General features: G+C 62.1%; 25 protein-coding genes. 5 read left to right on the top strand and 20 right to left on the bottom strand.

The annotated features are described in order from the left end of the window. Positions 1 to 11: 11 nt before the first annotated feature. The 6 genes from odhB to sdhC form a co-directional block, all read right to left on the bottom strand. Positions 12 to 1,229 carry a 2-oxoglutarate dehydrogenase complex dihydrolipoyllysine-residue succinyltransferase gene (gene odhB / locus IWW33_RS19710; protein ID WP_039602468.1) on the bottom strand — a complete coding sequence of 406 codons (1,218 nt, stop codon included), beginning with the start codon at positions 1,227 to 1,229 and terminating at the stop codon, positions 12 to 14. Between the two features lie 42 nt (positions 1,230 to 1,271). Continuing rightward, positions 1,272 to 4,103, bottom strand: coding sequence for a 2-oxoglutarate dehydrogenase E1 component (locus IWW33_RS19705; protein WP_012315347.1), 2,832 nt, complete (start codon positions 4,101 to 4,103; stop codon positions 1,272 to 1,274). Positions 4,104 to 4,349: 246 nt separating this feature from the next. Continuing rightward, on the bottom strand, positions 4,350 to 5,054 hold the full coding sequence (locus tag IWW33_RS19700) for a succinate dehydrogenase iron-sulfur subunit (RefSeq protein WP_012315348.1): 705 nt from the start codon (positions 5,052 to 5,054) through the stop codon (positions 4,350 to 4,352). Positions 5,055 to 5,065: 11 nt separating this feature from the next. Beyond that, positions 5,066 to 6,838, bottom strand: coding sequence for a succinate dehydrogenase flavoprotein subunit (sdhA, locus tag IWW33_RS19695; protein WP_012315349.1), 1,773 nt, complete (start codon positions 6,836 to 6,838; stop codon positions 5,066 to 5,068). 3 nt (positions 6,839 to 6,841) lie between these two features. Next, complete coding sequence (gene sdhD / locus IWW33_RS19690) at positions 6,842 to 7,210, bottom strand: succinate dehydrogenase, hydrophobic membrane anchor protein (protein WP_003254214.1); 369 nt, start codon at positions 7,208 to 7,210, stop codon at positions 6,842 to 6,844. Further along, on the bottom strand, positions 7,204 to 7,590 hold the full coding sequence (gene sdhC / locus IWW33_RS19685; protein ID WP_012315350.1) for a succinate dehydrogenase, cytochrome b556 subunit: 387 nt from the start codon (positions 7,588 to 7,590) through the stop codon (positions 7,204 to 7,206). Before sdhC ends, sdhD begins: the two co-directional genes overlap by 7 nt. 352 nt (positions 7,591 to 7,942) lie before the next feature. On the opposite strand from sdhC, the gene gltA reads away from it, so the two are divergent. After that, positions 7,943 to 9,232, top strand: a complete 1,290-nt coding sequence (gene gltA, locus IWW33_RS19680) for a citrate synthase (RefSeq protein ID WP_115274279.1) — start codon at positions 7,943 to 7,945, stop codon at positions 9,230 to 9,232. Between the two features lie 69 nt (positions 9,233 to 9,301). Here gltA and IWW33_RS19675 read toward each other — a convergent pair whose 3' ends face one another. The 9 genes from IWW33_RS19675 to IWW33_RS19635 all read right to left on the bottom strand — a co-directional run bounded on the left by IWW33_RS19675 (position 9,302) and on the right by IWW33_RS19635 (position 16,156). Further along, complete coding sequence (locus IWW33_RS19675) at positions 9,302 to 9,907, bottom strand: START domain-containing protein (RefSeq protein ID WP_174142479.1); 606 nt, start codon at positions 9,905 to 9,907, stop codon at positions 9,302 to 9,304. A gap of 34 nt (positions 9,908 to 9,941) precedes the next feature. Beyond that, a complete protein-coding gene (locus tag IWW33_RS19670) occupies positions 9,942 to 10,196 on the bottom strand; it encodes a YkgJ family cysteine cluster protein (protein ID WP_012315353.1) in 255 nt (84 codons plus the stop codon). A gap of 121 nt (positions 10,197 to 10,317) precedes the next feature. Beyond that, positions 10,318 to 10,716, bottom strand: coding sequence for a hypothetical protein (locus tag IWW33_RS19665; protein WP_174142474.1), 399 nt, complete (start codon positions 10,714 to 10,716; stop codon positions 10,318 to 10,320). 63 nt (positions 10,717 to 10,779) lie between these two features. Continuing rightward, positions 10,780 to 12,222, bottom strand: a complete 1,443-nt coding sequence (locus IWW33_RS19660; protein WP_046785252.1) for a PLP-dependent aminotransferase family protein — start codon at positions 12,220 to 12,222, stop codon at positions 10,780 to 10,782. 183 nt (positions 12,223 to 12,405) lie between these two features. Beyond that, complete coding sequence (locus IWW33_RS19655; protein WP_174142473.1) at positions 12,406 to 13,218, bottom strand: OmpA family protein; 813 nt, start codon at positions 13,216 to 13,218, stop codon at positions 12,406 to 12,408. After that, complete coding sequence (locus IWW33_RS19650) at positions 13,215 to 13,568, bottom strand: DUF4398 domain-containing protein (RefSeq protein WP_012315357.1); 354 nt, start codon at positions 13,566 to 13,568, stop codon at positions 13,215 to 13,217. The genes IWW33_RS19655 and IWW33_RS19650 overlap by 4 nt, the downstream gene beginning before the upstream one ends. 9 nt (positions 13,569 to 13,577) lie before the next feature. Further along, positions 13,578 to 14,399 carry a transporter substrate-binding domain-containing protein gene (locus tag IWW33_RS19645; RefSeq protein ID WP_119687487.1) on the bottom strand — a complete coding sequence of 274 codons (822 nt, stop codon included), beginning with the start codon at positions 14,397 to 14,399 and terminating at the stop codon, positions 13,578 to 13,580. 77 nt (positions 14,400 to 14,476) lie between these two features. Next, on the bottom strand, positions 14,477 to 15,406 hold the full coding sequence (locus IWW33_RS19640; RefSeq protein ID WP_012315359.1) for an FAD-binding protein: 930 nt from the start codon (positions 15,404 to 15,406) through the stop codon (positions 14,477 to 14,479). Next, a complete protein-coding gene (locus IWW33_RS19635; protein ID WP_119687488.1) occupies positions 15,407 to 16,156 on the bottom strand; it encodes an electron transfer flavoprotein subunit beta/FixA family protein in 750 nt (249 codons plus the stop codon). A 538-nt stretch (positions 16,157 to 16,694) separates the two neighbouring features. On the opposite strand from IWW33_RS19635, the gene IWW33_RS19630 reads away from it, so the two are divergent. Further along, on the top strand, positions 16,695 to 18,377 hold the full coding sequence (locus IWW33_RS19630) for an electron transfer flavoprotein-ubiquinone oxidoreductase (protein WP_119687489.1): 1,683 nt from the start codon (positions 16,695 to 16,697) through the stop codon (positions 18,375 to 18,377). A 69-nt stretch (positions 18,378 to 18,446) separates the two neighbouring features. On the opposite strand, the gene IWW33_RS19625 is transcribed toward IWW33_RS19630, so the two are convergent. From IWW33_RS19625 to IWW33_RS19605, 5 genes are all read right to left on the bottom strand, one after another. Next, on the bottom strand, positions 18,447 to 18,848 hold the full coding sequence (locus tag IWW33_RS19625; protein WP_012315362.1) for a type II toxin-antitoxin system MqsA family antitoxin: 402 nt from the start codon (positions 18,846 to 18,848) through the stop codon (positions 18,447 to 18,449). Positions 18,849 to 18,850: 2 nt separating this feature from the next. Then, on the bottom strand, positions 18,851 to 19,147 hold the full coding sequence (locus tag IWW33_RS19620; protein WP_161872932.1) for a type II toxin-antitoxin system MqsR family toxin: 297 nt from the start codon (positions 19,145 to 19,147) through the stop codon (positions 18,851 to 18,853). A 94-nt stretch (positions 19,148 to 19,241) separates the two neighbouring features. Further along, entirely contained in the window at positions 19,242 to 20,567 is a 1,326-nt protein-coding gene (locus tag IWW33_RS19615) for an MFS transporter (protein ID WP_115274271.1), read from the bottom strand. A 71-nt stretch (positions 20,568 to 20,638) separates the two neighbouring features. Beyond that, positions 20,639 to 21,118 (bottom strand): response regulator, encoded by a 480-nt coding sequence (locus IWW33_RS19610; RefSeq protein WP_046785259.1) that lies wholly within the window; start codon positions 21,116 to 21,118, stop codon positions 20,639 to 20,641. A gap of 170 nt (positions 21,119 to 21,288) precedes the next feature. Beyond that, complete coding sequence (locus IWW33_RS19605) at positions 21,289 to 21,765, bottom strand: sigma-70 family RNA polymerase sigma factor (RefSeq protein ID WP_046785260.1); 477 nt, start codon at positions 21,763 to 21,765, stop codon at positions 21,289 to 21,291. Positions 21,766 to 21,970: 205 nt separating this feature from the next. Between IWW33_RS19605 and IWW33_RS19600 the strand changes: the two genes are divergently transcribed. From IWW33_RS19600 to IWW33_RS19590, 3 genes are read left to right on the top strand one after another with little or no spacing between them, the layout of a single operon-like run. After that, positions 21,971 to 23,149, top strand: a complete 1,179-nt coding sequence (locus tag IWW33_RS19600) for an efflux RND transporter periplasmic adaptor subunit (RefSeq protein ID WP_174142471.1) — start codon at positions 21,971 to 21,973, stop codon at positions 23,147 to 23,149. Further along, entirely contained in the window at positions 23,150 to 25,114 is a 1,965-nt protein-coding gene (locus IWW33_RS19595) for a MacB family efflux pump subunit (protein ID WP_174142470.1), read from the top strand. Between the two features lie 3 nt (positions 25,115 to 25,117). Further along, positions 25,118 to 26,521, top strand: a complete 1,404-nt coding sequence (locus IWW33_RS19590; protein WP_174142469.1) for an efflux transporter outer membrane subunit — start codon at positions 25,118 to 25,120, stop codon at positions 26,519 to 26,521. Positions 26,522 to 26,529: the final 8 nt, after the last annotated feature.

Here is a 26,529-nt window from a genome sequence, read left to right as displayed (position 1 = left end):
CAGCTGCGCGATTAGATGTCCAGCAGCAGGCGGGACGGATCTTCCAGCAGGTTCTTGATGGTGACCAGGAAGGTTACCGCTTCCTTGCCGTCGATCAGGCGGTGATCGTACGACAGCGCCAGGTACATCATCGGGCGGATTACCACTTGGCCATTGATGGCCATCGGACGCTGGATGATGTTGTGCATGCCGAGGATGGCGGCCTGCGGCGGGTTGACGATCGGGGTCGACATCATCGAGCCGAAGGTACCACCGTTGGTGATGGTGAAAGTGCCGCCGGTCATTTCTTCGATCGACAGCTTGCCGTCACGGGCCTTCTTGCCGAAGGTGGCGATGCCGTTCTCGATTTCAGCCAGGCTCATCGATTCGGCGTTGCGCAGTACTGGCACCACCAGGCCACGGTCGCTGGAGACGGCAACGCCGACGTCGGCAAAACCGTGGTAGACGATGTCGTTGCCGTCGATCGAGGCGTTGACAGCAGGGAAACGCTTCAGCGCTTCGGTAGCGGCCTTGACGAAGAACGACATGAAGCCCAGGCGCACGCCGTTATGGGTCTTCTCGAACAGGTCCTTGTACTTCGAACGCAGGGCCATGACTTCGGTCATGTCGACTTCGTTGAAGGTGGTCAGCATCGCCATGTTGGACTGGGCTTCAACCAGACGCTCGGCGATCTTGGCACGCAGGCGGGTCATCGGCACACGCTTCTCGGTGCGATCGCCAGCAGCGGCCACAACCGGGGCGGCAGCGGCAGGCTTGGCAGCCGGAGCAGCGGCAGGCGCGGACTTCTTGTTGGCAACTGCAGCAACCACGTCTTCCTTGGTGACGCGGCCACCTTTGCCGGTACCGGCAACGGTAGCCAGGTCGATGCCGTTCTCTTCAGCCAGCTTGCGCGCGGCCGGAGCGGCAACCGGGTCGTCTTCGCCGGCATCGGCGGCAACGGCTGCCGGAGCAGCGGCGGCCGGAGCGGCAGCAGGCGCGGCGGCAGCAGCACCACCTTCCACGATCGAACCCAGCACTTCGTCGGACAGGACGGTATCGCCCTCGCCCTTGACGATGTCGCCCATCACGCCATCGGCGGTAGCCAGTACTTCCAGGACGACCTTGTCGGTCTCGATGTCGACGATCAGCTCGTCACGCTTGACGGCTTCGCCCGGCTTCTTGTGCCAGGTGGCAACGGTGCCATCGGCAACCGATTCCGGGAAGGTTGGGGCTTTGATCTCGATAGCCATTATCAGTGTTTCCTTAAATTCGGTTTCAGGTGCGCGAAGGCGTTAGACAGTGAAGGCGTCTTGCAGCAGTTTTTCCTGCTGTTCGGCGTGCTTCGAAGCGTAACCACAGGCTGGCGCGGCGGAAGCGTCGCGGCCGGCGTATTCCAGGACCAGCGCCTTGTTGTGGCGGCCCAGGATACGGCGCATGTGGTGCTGGCTGCTGTACCAGGCGCCCTGGTTCATCGGCTCTTCCTGACACCAGACGGCATGCTTGAGGTTGGTGTACGGCGCCAGGATGTCGACCAGGTCGTCTTCCGGGAACGGGTACAGTTGCTCGATACGCACGATTGCGATGTCTTCGCGGCCTTCGGCACGGCGTTTTTCCAGCAGGTCGTAATAGACCTTGCCACCACACAGCACCAGGCGTTCGACCTTGGCAGGATCCAGGGTGTCGATTTCCGGGATCACGGTCTGGAACGAACCTTCTGCAAGGTCCTCCAGGGTCGAGACGGCCAGCTTGTGGCGCAGCAGCGACTTGGGCGTCAGCACGATCAGCGGCTTGCGCAGCGGACGGATGACCTGACGACGCAGCAGGTGGTAGATCTGTGCCGGGGTGGTCGGTACGCAAACCTGGATGTTGTGCTCGGCGCACAGCTGCAGGTAACGCTCCAGACGCGCGGAGGAGTGCTCCGGGCCCTGCCCTTCGTAACCGTGAGGCAGCAGCATGGTCAGACCGCACAGGCGGCCCCACTTGTGCTCACCGCTGGTGATGAACTGGTCGATCACCACCTGCGCACCGTTGGCGAAGTCGCCGAACTGAGCTTCCCAGATCACCAGCGCATTCGGCGTGGTGGTCGAGTAACCGTATTCGAAGGCCAGTACCGCTTCTTCCGACAGGAAGGAGTCGTAAAGGTCGAAGCGCGGCTGGCCCGGGAACAGGTTCTGCAGCGGCACGTAGGTGCTGGCGTCCTTCTGGTTGTGCAGCACCGCGTGGCGGTGCGAGAAGGTGCCACGGCCGATGTCCTGGCCGGTCATGCGGATCGGGTGACCTTCGAACTGCAGGGTGGCGTAGGCCATGGTCTCTGCGTAACCCCAGTTGATCGGCAAGCCACCGGCCTGCATCTTCTGACGGTCTTCGTAGATCTTCGACACCTGACGCTGGACGACGAAGCCTTCTGGCAGCTCGAGCAGCTTGGCCGACAGGTCCTGCAGGGTCTTGAGGTCGAAACGGGTGTCGTGACGCGCAGTCCAGGCGTGGCCCAGGTACGGACGCCAGTCGACGAACAGCTCGCGGTTCGGCTCCTTGACCAGGCTCTTGACCACGTGCAGACCGTTGTCCAGGGCATTGCGGTACTCGTCGATCTTGGCCTGGGCGCGCTCGGCATCGATGCGACCGGCCTGGATCAGCGCCTCGGCGTACAGCTCACGGGTGGTGCGCTGCTTGCTGATCTGCTGATACATCAGCGGCTGGGTACCGTTGGGCTCGTCGGCCTCGTTGTGGCCGCGACGACGGTAGCAGACCAGGTCGATGACCACGTCACGCTTGAACTGCATGCGGTAATCGATGGCCAGCTGGGTCACGAACAGCACAGCTTCCGGGTCATCGCCGTTCACGTGCAGGATCGGCGCCTGGATCATCTTGGCAACGTCGGTGGCGTACTCGGTGGAACGCGAGTCCAGCGGGTTGCTGATGGTGAAACCGACCTGGTTGTTGATCACGATGTGCACGGTGCCGCCGGTCTTGAAACCGCGGGTCTGCGACATCTGGAAGGTTTCCATGACCACGCCCTGGCCTGCGAAGGCAGCGTCACCGTGGATCGAGATCGGCAGCACCTTGTCACCGGCGGTATCGTTGCGGCGGTCCTGACGGGCGCGCACCGAACCTTCGACCACGGGGGAGACGATTTCCAGGTGGGACGGGTTGAACGCCATGGCCAGGTGAACTTCACCACCGGTGGTCATCACGTTCGAGGAGAAGCCCTGGTGATACTTCACGTCACCGGAGCCCAGCTCGTTCATCTTCTTGCCTTCGAACTCGTCGAACAGCTCGCGCGGGTTCTTGCCGAAGGTGTTGACCAGCACGTTCAGACGGCCGCGGTGGGCCATGCCAATCACGACTTCCTTGGTGCCGTAGGAGCCGGAACGCTGGATCATTTCGTCCAGCATCGGGATCAGGCTTTCGCCACCCTCAAGGCCGAAACGCTTGGTGCCCGGGTACTTGGTGCCCAGGTACTTCTCGAGACCTTCACCGGCCGTCACGCGCTCGAGCAGGTGGGCCTGCACGTCGGCGGAGAAGTCCGGGCGGCCGCGCACGCTTTCCAGGCGCTGCTGGAACCAGCTGCGCTGCTCGGAATCGACGATATGGGTGAACTCGGCGCCAATGGTGCGACAATATGTCTTCTGGAGCGCCTCGACGATCTCGCGTAGGCTCGCTTCCTCTTTGCCGATGTACAGGTCGCCGGCACGGAAGGTCGTATCAAGATCGGCATTGGTCAAGCCGTAGTGATTGATCGACAGGTCTACGGGCGCAGGGCGCTGCCACAACCCCAAGGGGTCGAGCTTGGCAGCCTGATGGCCGCGCATACGATAGGCCTGGATCAGTCGCAGAACTTCAACCTGCTTCTTCTCGTGTTCACTGCTCACGCTCCCGGCAGATACCGGTTGGGCGCGGCGCTGGTTCTTTGCCAGCAGTACGAAATGGTCGCGGATTGTCGAGTGCGATACATCGGTAGCGGTGCTGCCGTCGGCGGGCAACTTCTGGAAGTAAGTGCGCCACTCTTCTGGCACAGCGTTAGGGTCGTGCAGGTAGAGTTCGTAGAGCTCTTCCACATATGCAGCGTTACCACCTGAAAGGTGGGCGCTTTCCCACATGCGCTGCATCACGCTTTCTTGCATGCTTGGTCACCCTCGGTTAGGGGACTGATCGGCGAGAGCCACAGCAAACCTGGAAAAGTCCGAACACAGCGACTGAACCACGCCACTTGGATCCTGCTGATTTTCCGGGTACCAGCCCGGAAAGCCCCTGCTGGTCTCATATCTTCATAGGTATCGAGCGCGGGCTTTTTGGGCCCTTGCTCAGGTTTTACCTCAGTGCGGGCTCACCACCCGCACCTCGGCTTACTGCAGTTACAACGCTTTGAATCAGGTGCCGCTTTGCAGCAGCATGTTACGTACGTGGCCGATTGCCTTGGTTGGGTTCAGACCCTTCGGGCAAACGTTGACGCAGTTCATGATCCCGCGGCAGCGGAAGACGCTGAACGGGTCATCCAGGGACGCCAGGCGCTCCTGGGTCTTGGTGTCACGGCTGTCGGCCAGGAAGCGATAGGCCTGCAGCAAGGCGGCGGGGCCCAGGAACTTGTCCGGGTTCCACCAGAACGATGGGCAGGAAGTCGAGCAGCAAGCGCACAGGATGCACTCGTACAGACCGTCCAGCTTGTCGCGATCTTCCGGCGACTGCAGACGCTCGATGGCCGGGGCCGGCGTGTCGTTCTGCAGGAATGGCTTCACCTTCTCGTACTGCTTGTAGAAGATGCTCATATCGACGACCAGGTCACGAATGACCGGCAGGCCAGGCAGCGGGCGCAGAACCAGCTTGTTGCCCTTGACCACGCCGGACAGCGGCGTGATGCAGGCCAGGCCGTTCTTGCCGTTCATGTTCATGCCATCGGAACCGCAAACGCCTTCACGGCAGGAGCGACGGTACGAGAAGCCCTCGTCCTTCTCCTTGATCAGCGCCAGCACGTCCAGCACCATCAGGTCCTTGCCGCCGGTATCGACGTCGAACGACTCCATCTTGGGCGCCGAGTCGGTATCCGGGTTGTAGCGATAAACTTCGACTTTCAACATAGCAGTCACCCTCAATAAGTCCGGACTTTTGGTTCGAAGGCTGGAACAGTCTTCGGCGCAAAGTTGACGCCACGCTTGGCCACGCGCTTCTCACCCGGGTAGTACAGGGTGTGGCACAGCCAGTTTTCGTCGTCACGGTCTTCGAAGTCTTCACGGGCGTGAGCGCCGCGGGACTCTTTACGGGCTTCGGCCGCGATGGCGGTAGCTTCGGCGACTTCCAACAGGTTCTGCAGCTCCAGCGCTTCGATACGCGCGGTGTTGAAGGCCTGGGACTTGTCGTTGATCTTCACGTTGGCGATGCGGTCACGCAGACCAGCCAGCTGTTCGATACCCTTCTGCATGTATTCGCCAGTACGGAATACACCGAAGTAGTTCTGCATGCAGCTTTGCAGCTCACGCTTGAGGCTTGCGACGTCTTCGCCAGTGGTACGCTCGTTGAGCTTGTTCAGGCGGTTCAGGGCGACGTCGACATCGGTATCGCTGGCATCGCGGTACTCGACGCCTTCGCTCAGCGCCTTCTCCAGGTGCAGGCCGGCGGCGCGGCCGAATACGACCAGGTCGAGCAGCGAGTTACCGCCCAGGCGGTTGGCACCGTGAACCGATACGCACGCCACTTCACCCACGGCGAACAAGCCCGGAATGATGTGATCCTTGCCTTCGGCGTCCATGGTGATGGCCTGGCCATGAATGTTGGTGGCAACACCACCCATCATGTAGTGGCAGGTCGGCACGACCGGCACCGGCGCTACAACCGGGTCGACGTGAGCGAAGGTCTTGGACAGTTCGCAGATGCCTGGCAGGCGGCTGTGCAGCACTTCCTCGCCCAGGTGGTCCAGCTTCAGCAGTACGTGGTCCTTGTTCGGGCCCACGCCGTTGCCAGCGATGATCTCTTTGACCATGGAACGGGCGACCACGTCACGACCAGCCAGGTCTTTCGCGTTCGGAGCATAACGCTCCATGAAACGCTCGCCGTGGGCGTTGATCAGGTAACCACCCTCACCGCGGCAACCCTCGGTGACCAGTACACCAGCGCCGGCGATGCCAGTCGGGTGGAACTGCCACATTTCGATGTCCTGCACCGGCACGCCGGCACGCAGGGCCATGCCGACACCGTCACCAGTGTTGATCAGGGCATTGGTGGTCGAGGCGTAGATACGGCCCGCACCGCCAGTGGCCAATACGGTGGCCTTGGACTTGATGTACAGGGTTTCGCCGGTTTCGATGCAGATCGCGATCACACCCACGAACGCGCCGTCCTGGTTTTTCACCAGATCAACAGCGTAGTACTCGTTCAGGAAGGTGGTGCCCGCTTTCAGGTTGCCCTGATAGAGGGTGTGCAGCAAGGCGTGGCCGGTACGGTCGGAAGCAGCACAGGTACGTGCAGCCTGGCCACCCTTGCCGAAGTCCTTGGACTGGCCGCCGAACGGACGCTGATAGATGCGGCCGGTTTCGGTACGCGAGAACGGCAGGCCCATGTGGTCCAGTTCGAAGACCGCAGCAGGGCCTTCCTGACACATGTATTCGATAGCGTCCTGGTCACCGATGTAGTCGGAACCTTTGACGGTATCGTACATGTGCCAGCGCCAGTCGTCGTTCGGGTCGGCCGAAGCGATGGCGCAGGTGATGCCGCCCTGGGCGGAAACAGTGTGCGAACGGGTCGGGAAGACCTTGGTGACCACGGCAGTCTTGTGACCGCCCTGGGCCAGCTGCAGCGCTGCGCGCATGCCGGCGCCGCCGCCACCGATGATGATGGCGTCGAAGGAAATGGTTGGAATGCTAGCCATGGATCAGATACCCCAGAGAATCTGCACACCCCAGACGAAGTAAGCGAACATCGCAACGCCGCATACCGCCTGGAACAGGAAACGAATCGCAGTTGCCGACTTGCCGAACGACATTGGCGTCAGGTAGTCGGTTGCAATGGTCCACATGCCGACCCAGGCGTGAGCGCCCAGGGCAACGAGGGCCAGCAGACTGAAGATCCGCATCGCGTTATTGGAGAACAGACCATGCCACTGGGTGTAGTCGATGCCTGGGTGGGCGACCACGTAGCCGATCAGGAAGAGAAAGTAAGCCGCGAGAACGACCGCCGAGACGCGCTGCGCCATCCAGTCATAGAGGCCCGAACGCGACAGGTTCGTGACATTGGTTACCATACCCAAACTCCCACCAGAACGATCAGCACCACGGAGATGACGATCACGATTTTCGAGCCCAGCTTGCCGCCTTCCAGCGTCTCACCGATACCCATGTCCATGATCAGGTGACGCACACCTGCCACGAGGTGATAAAGCAGGGCGGATAGCAGGCCCCAGGTCACGAACTTGGCCAGCGGGCTGGTCAGACACGCCTTCACCTCACCGAAGCCTTCCTCGGAACCCAGCGACTTGCCCAGTGCATAAAGCATGATGGCAAGGCCGAGGAACAGGATGACGCCGGAGATACGGTGCAGGATGGACGTGTACGCTGTGACAGGGAGCTTGATGGTCCTTAGGTCTAGGTTTACAGGTCGTTGGCTTTTCACGGCTTTTTTCACACTGAAGAGCCCCTAGCGAATCAGGGCAAAGTTGTTGGTAAGTGTACTGGTCAGGTACCCACCACCCAGGGAACGGCGACCCCCAGCAGTTCGGGCTTGCAAGCCCCTGGCGGTCGGGTGCCGAGTATAGACAGTTAGGCTGCTTATGACAACGTGACGGGGTAGCCCAAATAGCGCATTGCCTTTAGCGAGCAAAAGGCGTAAATGGGCGAGAATTTCGTGAAAAATCAGGCCTCAGAGCGGGTTTCAACCAGCCTTTAGGCAAATTGACATTCGAATTTACTTCTCTATAGTGGTGCGGGCCCTGCGTGGGGGGTCTGTCTGATGATTTCAAGCATTAATAGGAGGCCACATGGCTGACAAAAAAGCGCAGTTGGTCATCGAGGGCGCTGCCCCCGTCGAGCTGCCCATTTTAACCGGCACCGTTGGTCCTGATGTAATCGACGTCCGCGGGTTGGGGGCCACTGGTCACTTCACCTTCGACCCTGGTTTCATGGCGACCGCTTCGTGCGAGTCGAAGATCACCTACATCGACGGCGACAAGGGCGTACTGCTGCACCGCGGCTACCCCATCGAGCAGCTCGCCGAGCAATCGGACTACCTGGAAACCTGCTACCTGCTGCTCAATGGCGAACTGCCCAACGCCGAGCAGAAGGCCCAGTTTGTCAGCACCGTCAAGAACCACACCATGGTTCACGAGCAGCTGAAGTCCTTCTTCAACGGTTTCCGCCGCGACGCCCACCCGATGGCCGTAATGTGCGGCGTAGTCGGCGCCCTGTCGGCGTTCTACCACGACTCGCTGGACATCAATAACCCGCAACACCGCGAAATTTCCGCGGTGCGCCTGGTCGCCAAGATGCCGACCCTGGCCGCGATGGTTTACAAGTACTCCATGGGCCAGCCCATGATGTACCCGCGCAACGACCTGTCATACGCGGAAAACTTCCTGCACATGATGTTCAACACCCCGTGCGAGATCAAACCGATCAGCCCGGTGCTGGCCAAGGCAATGGACAAGATCTTCATCCTCCATGCCGATCACGAGCAGAACGCCTCCACCTCCACCGTCCGCCTGGCCGGCTCTTCGGGTGCCAACCCGTTCGCCTGTATCGCCGCCGGTATCGCCGCACTGTGGGGCCCTGCCCACGGCGGTGCGAACGAAGCCGTGCTGACCATGCTCGATGAAATTGGCGATGTCTCGAACATCGACAAGTACATCGCCAAGGCCAAGGACAAGAACGACCCGTTCAAGCTGATGGGCTTCGGTCACCGCGTGTACAAGAACCGCGACCCGCGCGCCACCGTGATGAAGAAAACCTGCGACGAAGTCCTGGGCGAACTCGGCATCAAGAACGACCCGCAGCTGGAACTGGCGATGCGCCTGGAAGAGATCGCGCTCACCGATCCGTACTTCATCGAGCGCTCGCTGTACCCGAACGTCGACTTCTACTCGGGCATCATCCTGAAGGCGATCGGCATCCCGACCAGCATGTTCACCGTGATCTTCGCCCTGGCACGTACCGTGGGCTGGATCTCGCACTGGAAAGAAATGCTTTCCAGCCCGTACAAGATTGGCCGCCCGCGCCAGCTGTACACCGGCGAACTGCCGCGTGACATCGTTGAGCTGAAGGACCGCAAGTAAGCTTTTGAAGCCGAACGCAAAAGGCTGCCCTCGGGCAGCCTTTTTCATTGCTTTGCCCCTGCCCTGGCTTCAGTTCTTCTCTGCCCGCTCACGCAAGCTTTTCAGGGTATTGAACGGCGCATCCACTACAAACTTGTTGGCTACCATCGCAGGCACACTGCCACCCGGCTCGGTATGTACCTGATAGGTCACTTCTGTACTCTCCCCTTTGGGCACCAACTTCCAGAAGCCTTCGACTTTCGCCACCCGAACATACCCCTTCTCTTCGGGCAAATAGGTCGGCTCTTCCTTGAGGTTACGCGTCAGGCTGCCATCAGCGCTTTTGACGTTAGTGACATGCAACACCGAATCGCGCGGCGTTACCGGCCAAGGCGTGTTGAACTGGGTGTAGGTCCAGCTCTGATCACCTTCATGCTTGAGCAGCTTCTGAGACTTGCACTCATGTATCCAGGTGCATGCGCCTGCCACGTCTTCCTGCAATGCCTGCACCTTGGCCAAAGGCGCCTTGATCAAGGTCACACCACGGTAGGCCTTGTACTTGGAACCCGGCACTTCACTGAGAGAGACCTTGATCCCCTCCTCGTCCTTGGCCACTTGCCAGTTCTCGGCCCAGGCGGCCGGCGCCATCAGCAAGCCCACGCCACATAGCAGTGCAATACGCTTGAACGATCTCATCATCTTTATCCTTGTTGTCGAAGATCCAGCCTTGTCACGCCGCCGTCATCTGCTCCCACCAACCGAGAATCCTGATTGCCTCGTCGCGATCATTGCCGCACACCTCGATATCCGCCTTGAACCCACCACAGACCGCCGGCCGCTCGGGCTTGCCGAACAGGTCGCAGAGGTTGTCGGCGGTCAGGTGCAGGCAGCGCATGCCAGCCGGCTTGCCGTCTGGCATGCGCGGCATTGCGGAAGTGATGGACGGGGCGATGCAGCAGGCACCGCAACCCTCACGGCATTTCATAAAATCAGGACTCCCTGAAACAAAACGGGACGAACGTCCCTGGATACTAACCGCTCAAACATACGTTTGAAATTGCTGGCCCGATGAAATCTGCAGTGACCCGGCAGTCAGTTCGCCCAGGCTATTGGCGGAACTCAAACTCGATCGCCGCCCCTTCCACATCACGCCGGCTGTCATTGCGCAACTGCAGCTGCATCTCGTTGCTGATCAAGCGACCATTGAGCTGGAACGGGCTGTCACCGGCGTGCGGTTTGTCCGTAAACATGGCCGGCAGCAAGGGTTTTCGGCGCACGGCCGAACTGCCGACGCTGGGCTCAAGCTGGTTGACCATCTCGGCAGGCAGGCTCAGATCCAGGTGCGCCGCGGGCAATTGCTGGGTTGCCGCCTTGCTGGCTGGCTTGTGCGCAGGCGACGCCTTGGCGTTGTCCGCTTTGGCAGGCTGCGCAGCGTGGACCACACCAGAGGTCAAACACACTGGCGTGAGGCAAAAAACCAGGGCAATACGACGCAACAGTTTCATGGACATCGATAGGCAGGCTTCAAGAGTGCGTATGCTCTCTGTTCCGCCTGCGCCTGGCAAGCCTTACAAAAGCGCAGTTACAGACTCCCTGCACAATTGCTGGGCCAGCATGCCCAGCGTCATCACCGCCCGTTCGGCTTCCTTGTTCCATGGAATACCGCAGTTGAGACGGATGCAGTGGTTGAACTGCTCGGTATTACTGAAGATAAGCCCAGGGGCGATACTGATCCCCTGCTCCAGCGCACGCACATGCAGCTCTTGAGTGTTGACCCGCCCCGGCAGGCTGACCCACAGAATGAAGCCCCCCGTGGGCCGGGTCATCTGCGTACCCTCAGGGAAGTGCTGCTGCACCGCCAACTGGTAGGCACTGAGGTTCTTGCGGTACTCCTGGCGGATATACCGCAGGTGGCGATCATAGCCACCGTTCTCCAGGTAAGCCGCCACCCCCATCTGCGTGACACTGCAGGCCGAGTGGGTGGTGAAGGTCTGCAGCCGCTGGATTTCGTCCTGGTATCGCCCCGCTACCATCCAGCCAACGCGCACGCCAGGTGACAATGTCTTGGAAAAGCTCGAGCAGTAGATCACACGGTCCAGCCGGTCGAATGCCTTGAGCGCTTTGGTCTTGCCCTGCTCGAACATCAACTCGCCATAGATGTCGTCCTCGACGATCTGGATGTCGAAGTCCGAAGCCAGGCGCAACAACTGCTTCTGCCGCTCTTCGGGGATAGTGCCGCCCAGCGGGTTGCTAAGGCGTGTGGTCAGTACCAGCGCCTTGATCGACCATTGATTGGCCGCCAGTTGCAGCGCTTCCAGACTGATGCCGGTGGACGGGTCGCTGGGGATCTCGATCACCTTCAGCCCGAGCAAATCAGCCAGCTGCAGCAGGCCGTAATAGGTGGGCGACTCCGCAGCAATCAGATCCCCCGGGCGGGTCAGTACGCGCAGTGACATTTGCAGGGCATCGACACAGCCATGGGTAACGATCACTTCACTGGGATCGACCAGCACGCCCGCATCACGCATGCGGATAGCGATCTGCCGGCGCAACGGCTCGAAGCCCGGGCTGAACATGTAGCTGAAAGCACGCGGGCTGTGAAAACGGGTGACCTTGGCAATCTGCTGATGCAAGGCCCGCACCGGCAAGTAGTCGACATGAGGAACGGCGGCGCCGAACGCAAACACGCCATCACGACGGGCCTCGGTCAGCACCTGCTGGATGATGCTCGCGCGGGTGACCAGGCCAGGGCGCTCGACTCTGGCAATATCCGGCGTCTGCGCAGTCAACGCCGGGGTCTGGTGCACGTAGTAGCCAGACTGCGGCCGGGCGCGGATCAGCCCCTGGTCTTCGAGATTGGCATAGGCCTGCAGTACCGTGGCATGGCTGACGTTGAGCTGGGCGCTCATCTTGCGCACGGACGGCACGCGCTCGCCTGGCTGATAGACACCACGGCGGATGTCATCGGCCAGTTGCTGGGCGATACGCTGATACAGCAGCAGGTTGGTCATGGCGATATCTCGACGCGCGGACGGCTCATTGTTCTTGTACGACTCACTTACGGTAGAGGATACCGTAACAGTTGCAAAGTGTACTGGGACAGATTGCACAATAGTCGACATTACAGTGGCGTGGCCGCTATCGAAAGGGTTAACCAGCGCGCCTCTTCTCAAGCCGCGAAGAGGCGCCAGCGGTCAGCGTGCCGGAGCAAGCCTGCCCTTGTCATCGGAGAAGACGATCTCCACCCGGCGGTTCTGCGCCCTGCCCCGCTCCGAAGCATTGGCCTCGATCGGGTACTGATCGCCATACCCTTCAACCTGCAGACGCTTTTCGTCGACACCCAGGTCGACCAGCATGTCGGCCACTGCCTGCGCCCGGTCGCGCGACAGCTTGAGGTTATCTTCCGGCGCGCCGGTGTTGTCGGCATAGCCCTCGATCCGCACCACCCTGCGCGGGTTGAGCTGAAGGAACTGGACCAGCTTGAGCACCGTGCGACTGGCCGAATTCTTGAGGTCCGCACGACCAGTGTCGAACAGCACATCACCCAAGGTCATCACCAGCCCGCGATCAGCCTGCTGCGAGGCCAGCGCCGCAATCTGCGCTTCCACCCATTCACCCTGCTGCTGCACGCTGGCCAGCTTGGCCTCGCGCAGGGCCAGCTGCAGGCGCTGACGCTCAAGGTCGAGCTTGGCCAGACGCTCCTGACTCAGCGCCAACTTCGCGTGCTCACCGGCAATTTCGCTGTAACGCTGGCTCAGATACGCATAGTGGCGCACGTCACTGCCGGTGCCGATGTAACTGGACAAGCGCTCGGCGCGGGCCAGCGACTCACCGGCGCGGATCACATCACGCGGTGCGCTGCGCAGCACAGCGGAATCATCCTTGACCTTCTGGAAGGCCACGGAAGCATCGTCCAGCGCCGCTGCACTGCGCTGACTGGCGCACCCCTGCAGCCCGCCAGCCAGCGCCAGCAATGCCAACGCCGCCATGGATTTGAAGCACTTCATGGCTGCATCTCCAGTTGTTTGCGCAAGCGCTTGACCCGCGACTGCAATACGTCAAGCTGCTCCTCGCTCTTCTGGTTCAGTACGCGCGCCTCGGCCAGGCGGGCGTCGAGTTCGGCCTGCTCGGCACGCATGCGGGCGTTGCGGTAGTCCTCGGTCAGCATGTCGCTCTTGGCTCGGGCGAGCTTGTCTTCGGCAAGCTTGAGCGCCTCGACCTGGTCGGTGGCACCGACCGCCTTGGCCTGTTCCAGCGCCTGCTCGGAAATACGCATCTGTTCATTGGGCGCCGGGTCGTTGGCGCAGCCGGCCAGGCCGAGCATGGCCACGGCAAGGATCAGTGATTGGGTTCTCACGCACTCTTCCTACTGTTTGGGGGCGTCCGCCTGCACGTCCATCTGCGCTTTCCAGCGCTCGACATTACGTTGCAGCACGGCTTCAGACGCACCAGAGATCGGCAATTCTGTCAGCTTTTTTGCCAGTTGCCCACGCAACCAGGTGTCATTGCAAGCCGAGTTGTGCGACACAGCCAAGTACAGCCCTGGCCGGTCGACCGGCAGGCCGCGGGCGATCAGGTCATTGCTCATACCCAGGCTTTGGGTCATGGCCATGCCCGAGTAACGCCCAGCCAGCACGTAGTCGACCTGGCCCAGCACCAGCTTCTGGAATGCCTGGGTCAGGTTCTGCGCCGGTACCAGCTTTAACTGCGCCTTGGCGAATGCACTGAAAGCCGGGGTCAGGCGGGCGCGCTCCGACAGGCTACCCTGGTATCTGGCCAGATCCGCGGGGCCGTTGAATTCCACGTCAGCATCATGCCGCGTCCAGACCAGGTATTCATTGAGCTGCAAGGGCGGGTGGATGTAATCCAGTGCGGTCAACTGCTCCACCTGCAGGGGGGTGTCGAGCAACAGATCCATGCGCCCACTGCGCACCTCTTCCAGCGCCTGATCGCGCCTGCCGGCATTGAGGACTTCCACTTTCAGCCCCAGCTCCCCGGCCACCTTGCGCAACAGATCGACGTTGGCGCCAATCAGGTGTTTCGGGTCTTTCGGGTCTTGCCAGGAGTAAGGTGGAGCATCCGGGCTGCCAGTCGCCACCAGACGCTCACACTTGCCAGCCGCCATCGCCAGCGGTGAAAGCATCGCCATCGTGCACACCAGCACCTTGCCTGCTTCACGAAACGCCATCCTTCACTCCTTGCCCGCATAAAAAAACCCGGCCCTCGTTACAAGGGCCGGGCTTCTTTATAAGTGAAGCAGGCGGATCAGACCAGCTTTTCCAGCTCCGGAACCGCTTCGAACAGGTCAGCGACCAGGCCGTAGTCGGCCACCTGGAAGATCGGCGCTTCTTCGTCCTTGTTGATCGCAACGATCACTTTGGAGTCCTTCATGCCGGCCAGGTGCTGAATCGCGCCAGAGATACCGACGGCGATGTACAGCTGCGGGGCAACGATCTTGCCGGTCTGGCCGACCTGCATGTCGTTGGGTACGAAGCCTGCGTCGACCGCAGCGCGCGAGGCACCCACGGCAGCGCCGAGCTTGTCGGCCAGGCTGTACAGGTGCTTGAAGTTGTCACCATTGCCCATGCCGCGGCCACCGGAAACGACGATCTTGGCAGCGGTCAGCTCTGGACGGTCGGACTTGGCCAGTTCTTCGCCAACAAAGGCGGAGATACCGGCATCGTGCGCGGCGCCTACCGCTTCAACGGCAGCGGAGCCACCTTCGGCGGCCACAGCATCGAAGCCGGTGGTACGCACGGTGATCACCTTCACAGCAGCGCTCGATTGCACGGTGGCAATGGCGTTACCGGCATAGATCGGGCGCTTGAAGGTGTCGGCGGATTCAACCGAAATGATCTCGGAGATCTGGTCGACGTCCAGCAGCGCGGCAACGCGCGGCAGGATGTTCTTGCCGTTGGTGGTGGCCGGGGCCAGTACGTGGCTGTAACCCTTGGCCAGCTCGACGATCAACGGCGCGACGTTTTCGGGCAAGACGTGGGCGTAGGCTGCGTTGTCGGCAACTAGTACCTTGCCAACGCCAGCGATCTTGGCAGCGGATTCGGCAACGCCACCGACGTTCTGGCCAGCGACCAGCACATGCACATCACCACCGATCTTGGCGGCTGCGGCGACAGTGTTCAGGGTGGACGGGGCTACGGCACCGTTCTCGTATTCAGCGACAACCAGGATAGTCATTTAGATTACCTTCGCTTCGTTCTTCAGCTTCTCGACCAGTTCGGCCACCGACTTGACCTTGATACCCGCGCTGCGGGCAGCAGGCGCTTCGACTTTCAAGGTCTTGTTGGTGGAGGCGAGCGATACGCCCAGCGCGTCTGGAGTCAGGGTCTCCAGCGGCTTCTTCTTGGCCTTCATGATGTTCGGCAGCGACGCATAGCGCGGCTCGTTCAGGCGCAGGTCGGTGGTGACGATCGCTGGCAGGTTCAGCGATACGGTCTGCAGGCCGCCATCGATTTCACGGGTGACGTTCAGCTTGTCGCCAGCCAGTTCAACCTTGGAGGCGAAGGTGCCCTGGGCGTAGCCAGTCAGCGCCGCCAGCATCTGGCCGGTCTGGTTGTTGTCGCTGTCGATGGCCTGCTTGCCGAGGATCACCAGCTGCGGCTGTTCTTTGTCGACAACGGCTTTGAGCGCCTTGGCCACGGCCAGGGAATTCAGTTCGTCAGCAGCTTCGACCAGGATGGCACGATCGGCGCCCAGGGCCAGGGCAGTACGCAACTGCTCCTGAGCAGTGGCCGGGCCGACGGAGACGACGACGATCTCGCTTGCCACGCCCTTCTCTTTCAGGCGCACGGCTTCTTCCACGGCGATTTCGCAGAAGGGGTTCATGGACATCTTGACGTTTGCAAGGTCGACGCCGGAGTTGTCCGCTTTGACGCGAACCTTGACGTTGTAGTCGACCACTCGTTTGACAGCTACAAGAACCTTCATGGATTCCTCGTTACTCTCCGGTGAATAGATAGTCGCCTGGGGCTAAGCCCTGCGATGCGCGTGGGTACAAGGGCACCTCTGAAAACGATGCGCGAGGTGCAATCTTCACGGTGACCGATCAGTCCTGTTGAGACTCTTGCGGCAAATACCCGCGGGTCATTTCCTGTGGTGGCGTGTAAACTCCACTACAAACCGTGTTTTGGCCCGAAAGCCTTACCCCACACCTGGTCTTTAGAGGTGTACCTGCGCCCGGCGATGAGCCTACGGCGAACGTAAAACCGCTCGTATCTTGACCGCAACACCCAATCCGGTCAATACGGCAAATCGGTCACCCTCCAGCCGCGTTCCTTTGATTTTACTGGCCTGCGGCAAATTCAAACAAACGTTTGTATTGGACCCGCCAAGTGGTGTAGATATAATGCGCGGCCAAGACAAAACGGTGTAGTCCATCCTCTGTGCCGCTACAGCTCCGCTCCCGTGAAGCGCGGCGCGCATGATCACGCCACACCCATAAGACAAAGCAACAGCACGAGCCTTGATGAGTAGGAGAGAACCAGTGGAACGCGAATACATGGAATTCGACGTGGTCATCGTCGGCGCTGGCCCGGCAGGCCTGTCAGCCGCCTGCCGCCTGAAGCAGAAGGCCGCCGAAGCCGGTAGCGAGATCAGCGTCTGCGTGGTCGAGAAAGGCTCCGAAGTCGGCGCCCACATCCTCTCCGGTGCAGTGTTCGAGCCCCGCGCCCTGAACGAGCTGTTCCCCGACTGGAAAGCACTCGGCGCACCGCTCAACACCGAGGTCAAGCGCGACGACATCTACGTGCTCAAGGACGCCGGCAACTCGACCAAGGTCCCTGACCTGTTCGTGCCCAAGACCATGCACAACCAGGGCAACTACATCATCTCGCTGGGCAACCTGTGCCGCTGGCTGGCCCAGCAGGCCGAGAACCTGGGCGTGGAAATCTACCCGGGCTTCGCCGCCCAGGAAGCGCTGTTCGATGAAAACGGCGTGGTCCGCGGCATCGTCACCGGTGACCTCGGTGTCGACCGCGAGGGTAACCCGAAGGACGGCCTGTACACCCCGGGCATGGAACTGCGCGCCAAGTACACCCTGTTCGCCGAAGGTTGCCGCGGCCATATCGGCAAGCAACTGATCAAGCGCTTCAACCTCGACAGCGAGTCCGACGTCCAGCACTACGGCATCGGCCTGAAAGAAATCTGGGAAATCGACCCGGCCAAGCACGAACAAGGCCTGGTGGTACACACCGCCGGCTGGCCGCTGGACGTGATGAGCGCTGAAAACACCGGCGGCTCGTTCCTTTATCACCTGGAAAACAACCAGGTGGTGGTCGGCCTGATCGTCGACCTGTCCTACAGCAATGCTTACCTGTCGCCTTTCGACGAATTCCAGCGCCTCAAGCATCACCCCGTGATGAAGCAGTACCTCGAAGGCGGCAAACGCATCAGCTACGGCGCCCGCGCCATCTGCAAGGGCGGCCTGAACTCGCTGCCCAAGATGGTGTTCAACGGTGGCGCCCTGATCGGTTGCGACCTGGGCACCCTGAACTTCGCCAAGATCAAAGGCAGCCACACCGCCATGAAGTCCGGCATGCTCGCGGCCGAAGCCGTGGCCGATGCGCTGATCGCTGGCAGCGAAGGCGGCGATGCGCTTACTACCTATGTCGACGCCTTCAAAGCCAGCTGGCTGCATGAAGAACTGTTCGCCAGCCGCAACTTCGGCCCGGCGCTGCACAAGTTCGGCCCGATCCTCGGTGGTGCGTTCAACTACATCGACCAGAACTGGTTCGCTGGCAAGCTGCCTTTCACACTGCACGACACCAAGCCGGACTACGCCTGCCTCAAGCTTGCGGCCGACTCGAAAAAGATCGACTACCCAAAACCAGACGGCAAGCTCAGCTTCGACAAGCTCAGCTCGGTGTTCCTCTCCAGCACCAACCATGAAGAGGAACAACCCTGCCACCTGAAGCTGACCGACCCGAGCATCCCGATCGCCAGCAACCTGCCGCTGTACGACGAGCCAGCCCAGCGTTACTGCCCGGCGGGCGTGTACGAAGTGGTCAGCCAGGAAGACGGCAGCAAGCGCTTCCAGATCAACGCGCAGAACTGCGTGCACTGCAAGACCTGCGACATCAAGGACCCGGCCCAGAACATCACCTGGGTTACCCCTGAAGGCGCTGGCGGGCCGAACTACCCGAACATGTAAGCCCGGCCCTTGCAGCAAGAAAAAGCCCCCTGGCCTCACGGCCCGGGGGCTTTCTCGTTCAGGGCTGCCTCAGGCCGTACGGACTTCCTCGAACAACTCCGGATGACGGTCGAGCAGCTTGAACAGTTTGACCAGAGCAACCGGCGGCCTGGTTTTCCCATTTTCGTAGCGAGAGAACGCATTGACCCCACCGCCAAAGATCTCGCCGGCTTCACGCTGGTCGAGGTCGAATTTCTTGCGCACAGCGACAATGAAGTCGGGGTCCACTGCCGCGGCATTGACTTGGCGATTGAATGCGGACATCAAAGTACTGATGCGCATCGCTTCATCATGGCTGAGAACCGCCTCCCCACAGGCTGTACAGTATCCGCCACTGACATTTGGGATAACGGTCGCTTCACCTTTGTATCGATAGGGCATGTCCCGGGTATCAGGTGCAAGCTCCGCCCCCCCACAAACTGGACACTTCATGATTACAACTCCTTGAAAGACACGATGAGCACGTCATCCACCACAGACAGTTTCAGGTACACGTATCCCTTGCCCGTAAGGGGGCGATAAACGTCCTGCCATACGCGGTAATCACCGTGACATGTCATGCTTTTGTGAAAGTCTCTGCGCTCCAGACCGTTGATTATCTCGAGCATGTCCGGGTAATCCATCCCGAGTGCCTGGGCGCCCCGCAAAGAGGCGGTTGTCGGGCTGATGCGCCCAGCGCTGACCAAGGCCCTGATCCGCTCCAGCGAACAATGAGGCGTTCTCTTTTCCATGAGAAATTAACCTTCCAGGTTAAATTTGGCTAATAGGTTATTCCAATAGCCCCCACCCGGAAGTCTGCCTCACTGCCCGCCAGGCGTTACCCGTTCATTTGTCACCGCACATGAGCGGCATGGGCTCGGCCGCGAATGCCAAAGGTTCCCGGCGGCCAAAGTAGAGGGCCGTGAGCAGCCCCACCGCGCCCATGAGCAGACAAAAGCCAACGCACACCCACGGGCTCCACGGCATCAACGCTATCAACGCCAACGGCGTGGTACTGGCCCACAAGGCGTAGGCCACGTTGTAGGTAAAGGAAATGCCCGACACCCGGATCTGGGCCGGGAACAGCCCGACCATTACCGACGGCACCACACCCACCACACCACAGCAAAGCCCAGCCAACGCGTAAGCCAGCCACGTCATGCCCCACTGGCCCACGAGGCTCGCATACAAGGCACCGATACCCAGCGGCAGCAGCACGCTGTAGATCATCAGCGCCCGCCAGGCGCCCAGGCGATCGACCAGCAGCCCGGCGAGCACACAACCGATATTGAGAAAAACGATACCTACGCTGCTCAGGGCGAACGTGTGCGCGGCGGTCATGCCGAAGCGCTGCTGCATTACCGTCGGTGTGATCACCACCAGCACCACCACCGCCGACGTCAACACGCAGGTCAGCAGCGCAGCCGGGATCAACGCCCCACGATGCTCGCCCAGCACCCGTCGCAGCGGGAACTTCACCGGCTGCTCCTTGCGCTCGCGCAAGGCCAGAAACACCGGTGTTTCACTCAGCCAACGGCGCAACCACACGCCGATCACACCAAATACCCCGCCAAGCAGGAACGGGTAACGCCAGGCGTAATCGAGGATTTCCTGGGCGGTAAACACCTGGGCCAACAGTGTCGCGGTCAGTGCCCCCAGCAAATAGCCAAAGGTCAGCCCGGCCTGCAGGAAGCCCAGGGCGTAACCCCGCCGCCCTTGCGGTGCGTGTTCGGCAACGAATGTCCAGGCACTGGGCACCTCACCACCGACCGCAGCGCCCTGCAGAATGCGCAACGCCAGCAAGATCAGCGGCGCCGCGTAACCAATCTCGGCATAGGTCGGCATCACCCCGATCAGCAGGCACGGCAGCGCCATCATCAGGATGCTCAGGCTGAATACCCGCTTGCGGCCCAGGTGATCGGCGAAGTGCGCCATGACGATGCCACCCAGCGGCCGCGCCAGGTAGCCGGTGACGAAAATCCCGAAGCTTTGCAGCAGGCGCAGCCACTCAGGCATTTCGGGTGGGAAGAACAGCTGGCTGAGGGTCAGGGCGAAGAACACGAAGATGATGAAATCATAGATTTCCAGCGCGCCGCCCAGCGCCGCCAGGCCCAGGGTCCGGTGGTCGCCACGGCTGAACCGGGGCGGGCGAGCGGTATCGATGGCAGTCATGGCACAGGTCCGCAAATCGGCAAAGGGCAAGAGGATAGCAAATAGCTGCCCCCTTGCCCCGTCCGCTGCGGCTATCGGCTGAAGACCGTGTGGGCGAAGTTCCTGCGCGGGTAGGCCGGCGGGCCACTACTGGAAAGGCCGGACGGCAAGGCCAGCTTGCCGACCACCACTGGGCCATCGATGAGCGCCATGAAGGACTCAAGGGCCTCGTTGTCCGGCACCTGCGGCAGGCTCACATTCACCGCCTGGCGCTCGGTCTGCGGCACGCTTGGGACCTTCAGATGCCGCGAGTGATACAGCAAGGCATGCTGAATCTGCGTGCTCACCCGGCAAAAGCGCGCCAGGTCGACACCTGCATGGCTGGCCAGTTCGATATTGCCCACCAGCAGGTTGAACGGCTGCAGCGCGCAGTGCACCAGGCGCTGCAGCTCGTCGAAGGAGTCCACCGGGGCAATCCGGTAATAGCCCAGGCCATTGAGCAGCCTCTCCAGCTGCAAGCGCTGGGACGGATGCTCGTCGGCGATCAGGATGCGCAGGGTCTTGTTGGTCATTGTCGGACCTGGGCAGTCAGGTGAATAGGGACACACTCCCTGACCAAACTGCGCCAGTAACAGGCAACCACCAGGGCGGCGCCTGGCGGGGTCAATCTAGATAGTTGTCTTGAAACAGTTAGAAATCAAGTTGCCAGCACACAGAATTTTCACCGGCACACCACCGGTTTTCAGGATTCCCACTGGCGCATGCGCACGCGGCAGTGCTTCATGGCGTTGACGATGTGCTTTTCCACCAGGCTGCGCGAGATGCCCAGGTGCTCGGCGATCTGCTGATGCGACAGGCCTTCGAGCTTGCGCAACAGGAAGCTGTCACGGCAGGGCTGGCTCAATTCATCGAGTGCTTTTTGCATCAGCGCCAGGCGCTGGTCCAACTGCATGTTCTGGGTGGGGGCCGGGGTGTGCCAGCGCTCGTCCAGGTCCAGCACCTCCAGCGGTTCGGACTGGCGCAGCAGGTGGCGGCGATGACGGTCGATCACAAGGTTCAGCGCCGTGCGGTAAAGGAACGCGCGCGGGTGCTCGATCTGCTGCGTACCGGTGCGTTCGAGCACCCGCAGATAGGCATCGTGAGCCACATCTTCAGCGGCCTGGCGGCTGCCCAGGCGCGCGGAGAGGAAGCTCACCAATTCGCGATAGTAATGTTCCACGACGGCACCTGGGGTACGTCCTGACAGGCTCGGACAGGGTCATGTGATATCAGTGTGGGATCTTACAAATTATAATGATTCTCAGCAACTCTCCTCCCCCCAGCGCCAGCCCATCTAAATCCGCCCCGCGCGCCTTCGTTTAACTGGCACCTCCGTGCGCACCTTGACCTGGCTGCGTGTGGCCACCCTTTGGCTGGAAGTCCGCATGAGACGCATACCCAACACCCGCCGCCAGCTGCTGGCCGGCAGCCTCGGCTTGCTGGCCCTTGGCAGCCTTCTGGCCTGGAAGGTGCTCCCTTTGGGCGCCTTGCCCGTGAGTACCGTCGCAGTCGCCCGCGCGGACATCGAAAGCAGCGTCACCGCCCTGGGTACACTGCAGCCACGACGGTATGTGGATGTAGGCGCCCAGGCCTCCGGGCAGATCCGCAAGCTGCACGTGGAGGCTGGCGATCAGGTGCACACGGGGCAGTTGCTGGTAGAGATCGACCCCTCTACCCAGCAGGCCAGGCTGGACGCCGGACGGTTCTCGATCGACAACCTCAAGGCGCAACTGGCCGAGCAGCGCGCACAGTACCTGCTGGCCACGCAGCAGTATCGACGCCAGCGCGAACTGGCTGGTGCAGGCGCCACACGCGAGGAAGACCTGCAGGCGGCCGACGCCCAGCTCAAGGTCACCCAGGCCCGCATCGACATGATCCAGGCGCAGATCCGTCAGGCCCAGGCCAACCTGCGCAGCGACGAGGCGGAGCTTGGCTATACACGCATCTACGCGCCGATGGACGGTACCGTGGTAGCGGTGGATGCCCGTGAAGGCCAGACCCTCAACGCCCAGCAGCAGACGCCTCTGATTCTGCGAATCGCCAAGCTCTCGCCGATGACCGTGTGGGCCCAGGTGTCCGAAGCCGACATCGGCAAAGTCAAACCTGGAATGACCGCCTATTTCACCACCCTGGCCGGCGGCAAACGCCGCTGGAACAGCACCGTGCGGCAGATCCTGCCGATTCCGCCCAAGCCGCTGGCGCACACCAGCCAGGGCGGCGGCGGCCCTGCCAGCGCGATCGCCGGTACGACAGGCAGCCAGGTGGTGCAGTACACCGTGCTGCTCGACGTCGACAACCCCGATGGAGCGTTGATGGCCGACATGACCACCCAGGTGTTCTTCGTCGCCGGCCAGGCCAGCCAGGTACTCACAGCGCCGCTGGCAGCACTGGACGACACCGAGGCCGATCACCTGCGCCTGGCCCAGGTACTGGGCCAGGATGGCAAGGTCGAACAACGCACAGTGCGCATCGGCCTCAGCGACCGGTTGCGGGCGCAAGTGCTCGATGGCCTAAGCGAAGGCGAGCGCCTGGTCATCGGTGCGCCCCTGGCCAGCGGAGGTTGAATGGCCGTTCCCCTGATCGAACTGCGCGACATCCGCAAATCCTACGGTGGTATCGACACCCCCAAGGTCGACGTACTGCGCGGCATCAGCCTGAACATCCACCCCGGCGAGTTCATCGCCATCGTCGGTGCGTCGGGTTCGGGCAAGTCGACGCTGATGAACATCCTCGGCTGCCTCGACCGCCCCACCTCGGGCCACTACCTGTTCGCCGGCAAGGACGTTGCCCACCTGGGCAGTGACGAACTGGCCTGGCTGCGCCGCGAAGCCTTTGGTTTCGTGTTTCAGGGCTACCACCTGATCCCTTCAGGCTCAGCCCAGGAAAACGTCGAGATGCCGGCCATCTACGCCGGCACCCCGCCCGCCGCGCGCCACGCCCGCGCAGCCGCCCTGCTTGAGCGCCTTGGCCTGGCCAGCCGCACCGGCAACCGCCCGCATCAGTTGTCCGGCGGCCAGCAGCAACGCGTGTCGATTGCCCGCGCGCTGATGAATGGCGGCCATATCATCCTTGCCGACGAGCCGACCGGCGCCCTGGACAGCCACAGCGGTACCGAGGTCATGGCCCTGCTGGACGAGCTGGCCAGCCAGGGCCATGTGATCATCCTGATCACCCACGACCGCGAGGTGGCGGCGCGGGCACGCCGGGTGGTGGAAATCCGCGACGGGCTGATGATCAGCGACTCGGCCTGCGACCAGCCTCCCGCTGCTGCACAACAAGGCCTGCAGGCCGATGACCTGCGCCAGCGCCTGGACCGCGGCGCGACCGTGCGTGGCGCATGGAAAGGCGAGCTGCTCGAGGCCTTGCAGGCAGCGTGGCGGGTCATGTGGATCAACCGGTTCCGCACCGCCCTGACATTGCTTGGCATCGTCATTGGCGTGGCTTCGGTCGTGGTCATGCTGGCCGTGGGCGAAGGCAGCAAACGCCAGGTCATGGCACAGATGGCCGCGTTCGGCTCCAACATCCTCTACCTCAACGGTCGCCCGCCGACGCTGCGCGAGCCAGGCGGCATCGTCACCCTCGATGACGTCGCCGCCATCGCCGAACTGCCCCAGGTTCGGCGCGTCATGCCGGTCATCGGCGGCGACCTGATGGTGCGCCACGGCAACAACAACCAGAGGTTCTACGTTGGCGGCAACAACGTCGAATTCCCCGCCATCCTCAACTGGCCGGTCGTGCAGGGCAGCTTTTTCAGCGAAGCCGACGAACGAAGTGGCGCTGCCGTGGCGGTCATCGGCCAGAAAGTCCGCGACAAACTGCTGGCACCCGGCACCGACGCGCTGGGCCAGTACCTGCTGATCGGCAACGTGCCGTTCCAGGTCGTCGGCCTGCTCGCCGGCAAGGGCGCAAGTTCGGGTGACCAGAAGAGCGATGAGCGCATCGTGGTGCCCTATTCCGCCGCCTCCATGCGCCTGTTCGGCAGCCACGACCCGGAATACGTGATCATCGCCGCAGCCGACTCGGCCCGGGTCGCCGAGACAGAAACAGCGATCCACCGCCTGATGCGCAAGCGCCATCAAGGCAAGGACGATTTCGAGCTGACCAACGATGCGGCACTGATCCAGGCCGAGGCACGCACACAAAACAGCCTGTCGCTGATGCTCGGGGCGATCGCTGCGATCTCGTTGCTGGTCGGCGGTATCGGCGTGATGAACATCATGCTCATGACCGTGCGCGAGCGCACCCGTGAAATCGGTATCCGCATGGCCACCGGCGCACGCCAGCGCGACATCCTGCGCCAGTTCCTCAGCGAGGCGGTCATGCTGTCGATGGTCGGCGGGTTGACCGGCATCGTGCTGGCGCTGCTGATCGGCGGCGCGCTGATACTCGCCGAAGTCGCCGTCGCCTTCGCCCTGCCCGCCATCCTTGGCGCCTTCGGTTGCGCCGCCATCACCGGCGTGGTGTTCGGTTTCATGCCAGCACGCAAGGCCGCCCGACTCGACCCGGTCAAAGCCCTTACCAGCGAATAATCCATGACATTGCCAAGCCGCATCAGCCTCTTGACCCTGTGCCTGGGCCTCACCGCCTGCAATACACCCCCTGCGCCCTCAAGCGGCATCAGCGCACCGCAACACTGGCAAGGCGAGGCAGCTGCGCCCGCCATCGCACTGCCATCGGGGCACTGGTGGCAGGCGTTCGCCAGCAGCGAGCTGGACCAACTGGTCAGGCGCGCACAACACAACGCCCATGACCTCGCCGCTGCCGCGGCCCGCGTACGCCAGGCCCAGGCCCGCGCCGTGATCGCTGGCGCGCCGTTGCTGCCAGAGGTGCAAGGGGGCCTCGATGGCAGCCGCCAACGCCTGCTGCACGGCGAAGGGTCTGACCAGCTGGACGTCAGTAGCAGCGAGCCCACCTACACAGCCTTCGGCCTGCAACTTACCGCCCGCTACGAACTCGACTTCTGGGGCGGCCTGCGCGCGGCTCGGGCGAGCGCGCTGCACGGCCTCGACGCCAGCCGCTTCGACCGCCAGACAGTGGAGCTGACCCTGGTCAGTGCGGTTGCCGACAGCTACCTGCAAGGCATCGCCCTGGAAGAACAGCTGCGCATCGCACGCCTTAACCTGCGCAATGCACGTGAGGTGCTCAACCTGGTCGAAACCCGCCAGCGTGCAGGGTCCGCCACCCGCCTTGAACTGGCCCAGCAGCGTAGCCTGGTGGCGGCTCAGGAGCGCCAGGTGCCGCTGCTCGAGCAAAAGCGGCAAGACAGCCGCATCACCCTCGCCACCTTGCTCGGTGACCCGGTGCAGGCCTTGCCGGTCAGCCACCAACCGATCACCACTGTGCAGTGGCCGGCAATCGGCAGCGGCGTTCCCAGCGAACTGCTGACTCGCCGCCCCGACATCGCCGCTGCCGAAGCGCGCCTGGCCGCCGCCAACGCCAATGTGCAGGTGGCCAGGGCGGCCATGCTGCCGAAGCTGACGCTTGGCGCCAACCTTGGCACGGGCGCGAACACCTTTGCCCAGGTGCTCGACAGTTCCTACTACACACTCACCGCCGGCCTGGTCGCGCCCATCTTCAACAACGGCCGGCTGCGCGCCTCACGCGCGCTGGCCGAAGCCGAGCAGGACGAACTGCTGGAAAACTATCGCAGCAGCATCCTCGCCGGCTTTGCCGATGTTGAAAAAGCCCTTAACGCCATTGAGGGTGTGGAGCGTCAACGGCTGTGGCAGGACGAGGAAGTGTTGCAGGCACGCCAGGCCTTCGACCTGGCACAACAGCGCTATGGGGCTGGCGCCGAGACCCTGCTGACCGTGCTGGAAACCCAGCGCACGCTTTACCTGGCCCAGGACCAGCAAGCGCAGTTGCGCCTGGCCCGCCTGCAGGGCAGCGTGGCGCTGTACAAGGCGCTTGGGGGCGGCTGGCAGGTACCGCACTGAAAAGGCCG

The sequence above is a fragment of the Pseudomonas sp. M2 genome, from assembly GCF_015751845.1.
Lineage (GTDB): Bacteria > Pseudomonadota > Gammaproteobacteria > Pseudomonadales > Pseudomonadaceae > Aquipseudomonas > Aquipseudomonas putida_E.
Note: the sequence above shows the minus strand (reverse complement) of the source record. Positions and strands in the feature narration are given on the sequence as shown.

What these genes read in the sequence shown, in the direction of transcription:
- gltA (WP_115274279.1), top strand. Translation starts at nt 7,943, where the DNA reads ATGGCTGACAAAAAAGCGCAGTTGGTCATCGAGGGCGCTGCCCCCGTC.
- IWW33_RS19700 (WP_012315348.1), bottom strand. Translation starts at nt 5,054, where the DNA reads ATGTTGAAAGTCGAAGTTTATCGCTACAACCCGGATACCGACTCGGCG.
- sdhD (WP_003254214.1), bottom strand. Translation starts at nt 7,210, where the DNA reads ATGGTAACCAATGTCACGAACCTGTCGCGTTCGGGCCTCTATGACTGG.
- IWW33_RS19595 (WP_174142470.1), top strand. Translation starts at nt 23,150, where the DNA reads ATGGCCGTTCCCCTGATCGAACTGCGCGACATCCGCAAATCCTACGGT.
- sdhA (WP_012315349.1), bottom strand. Translation starts at nt 6,838, where the DNA reads ATGGCTAGCATTCCAACCATTTCCTTCGACGCCATCATCATCGGTGGC.
- IWW33_RS19630 (WP_119687489.1), top strand. Translation starts at nt 16,695, where the DNA reads ATGAGTAGGAGAGAACCAGTGGAACGCGAATACATGGAATTCGACGTG.
- IWW33_RS19615 (WP_115274271.1), bottom strand. Translation starts at nt 20,567, where the DNA reads ATGACTGCCATCGATACCGCTCGCCCGCCCCGGTTCAGCCGTGGCGAC.
- IWW33_RS19600 (WP_174142471.1), top strand. Translation starts at nt 21,971, where the DNA reads ATGAGACGCATACCCAACACCCGCCGCCAGCTGCTGGCCGGCAGCCTC.
- IWW33_RS19590 (WP_174142469.1), top strand. Translation starts at nt 25,118, where the DNA reads ATGACATTGCCAAGCCGCATCAGCCTCTTGACCCTGTGCCTGGGCCTC.
- IWW33_RS19705 (WP_012315347.1), bottom strand. Translation starts at nt 4,103, where the DNA reads ATGCAAGAAAGCGTGATGCAGCGCATGTGGGAAAGCGCCCACCTTTCA.
- IWW33_RS19665 (WP_174142474.1), bottom strand. Translation starts at nt 10,716, where the DNA reads ATGAAACTGTTGCGTCGTATTGCCCTGGTTTTTTGCCTCACGCCAGTG.
- IWW33_RS19640 (WP_012315359.1), bottom strand. Translation starts at nt 15,406, where the DNA reads ATGACTATCCTGGTTGTCGCTGAATACGAGAACGGTGCCGTAGCCCCG.
- odhB (WP_039602468.1), bottom strand. Translation starts at nt 1,229, where the DNA reads ATGGCTATCGAGATCAAAGCCCCAACCTTCCCGGAATCGGTTGCCGAT.
- IWW33_RS19635 (WP_119687488.1), bottom strand. Translation starts at nt 16,156, where the DNA reads ATGAAGGTTCTTGTAGCTGTCAAACGAGTGGTCGACTACAACGTCAAG.
- IWW33_RS19620 (WP_161872932.1), bottom strand. Translation starts at nt 19,147, where the DNA reads ATGGAAAAGAGAACGCCTCATTGTTCGCTGGAGCGGATCAGGGCCTTG.
- IWW33_RS19675 (WP_174142479.1), bottom strand. Translation starts at nt 9,907, where the DNA reads ATGAGATCGTTCAAGCGTATTGCACTGCTATGTGGCGTGGGCTTGCTG.
- IWW33_RS19655 (WP_174142473.1), bottom strand. Translation starts at nt 13,218, where the DNA reads ATGAAGTGCTTCAAATCCATGGCGGCGTTGGCATTGCTGGCGCTGGCT.
- IWW33_RS19660 (WP_046785252.1), bottom strand. Translation starts at nt 12,222, where the DNA reads ATGACCAACCTGCTGCTGTATCAGCGTATCGCCCAGCAACTGGCCGAT.
- IWW33_RS19610 (WP_046785259.1), bottom strand. Translation starts at nt 21,118, where the DNA reads ATGACCAACAAGACCCTGCGCATCCTGATCGCCGACGAGCATCCGTCC.
- IWW33_RS19625 (WP_012315362.1), bottom strand. Translation starts at nt 18,848, where the DNA reads ATGAAGTGTCCAGTTTGTGGGGGGGCGGAGCTTGCACCTGATACCCGG.
- IWW33_RS19670 (WP_012315353.1), bottom strand. Translation starts at nt 10,196, where the DNA reads ATGAAATGCCGTGAGGGTTGCGGTGCCTGCTGCATCGCCCCGTCCATC.
- IWW33_RS19645 (WP_119687487.1), bottom strand. Translation starts at nt 14,399, where the DNA reads ATGGCGTTTCGTGAAGCAGGCAAGGTGCTGGTGTGCACGATGGCGATG.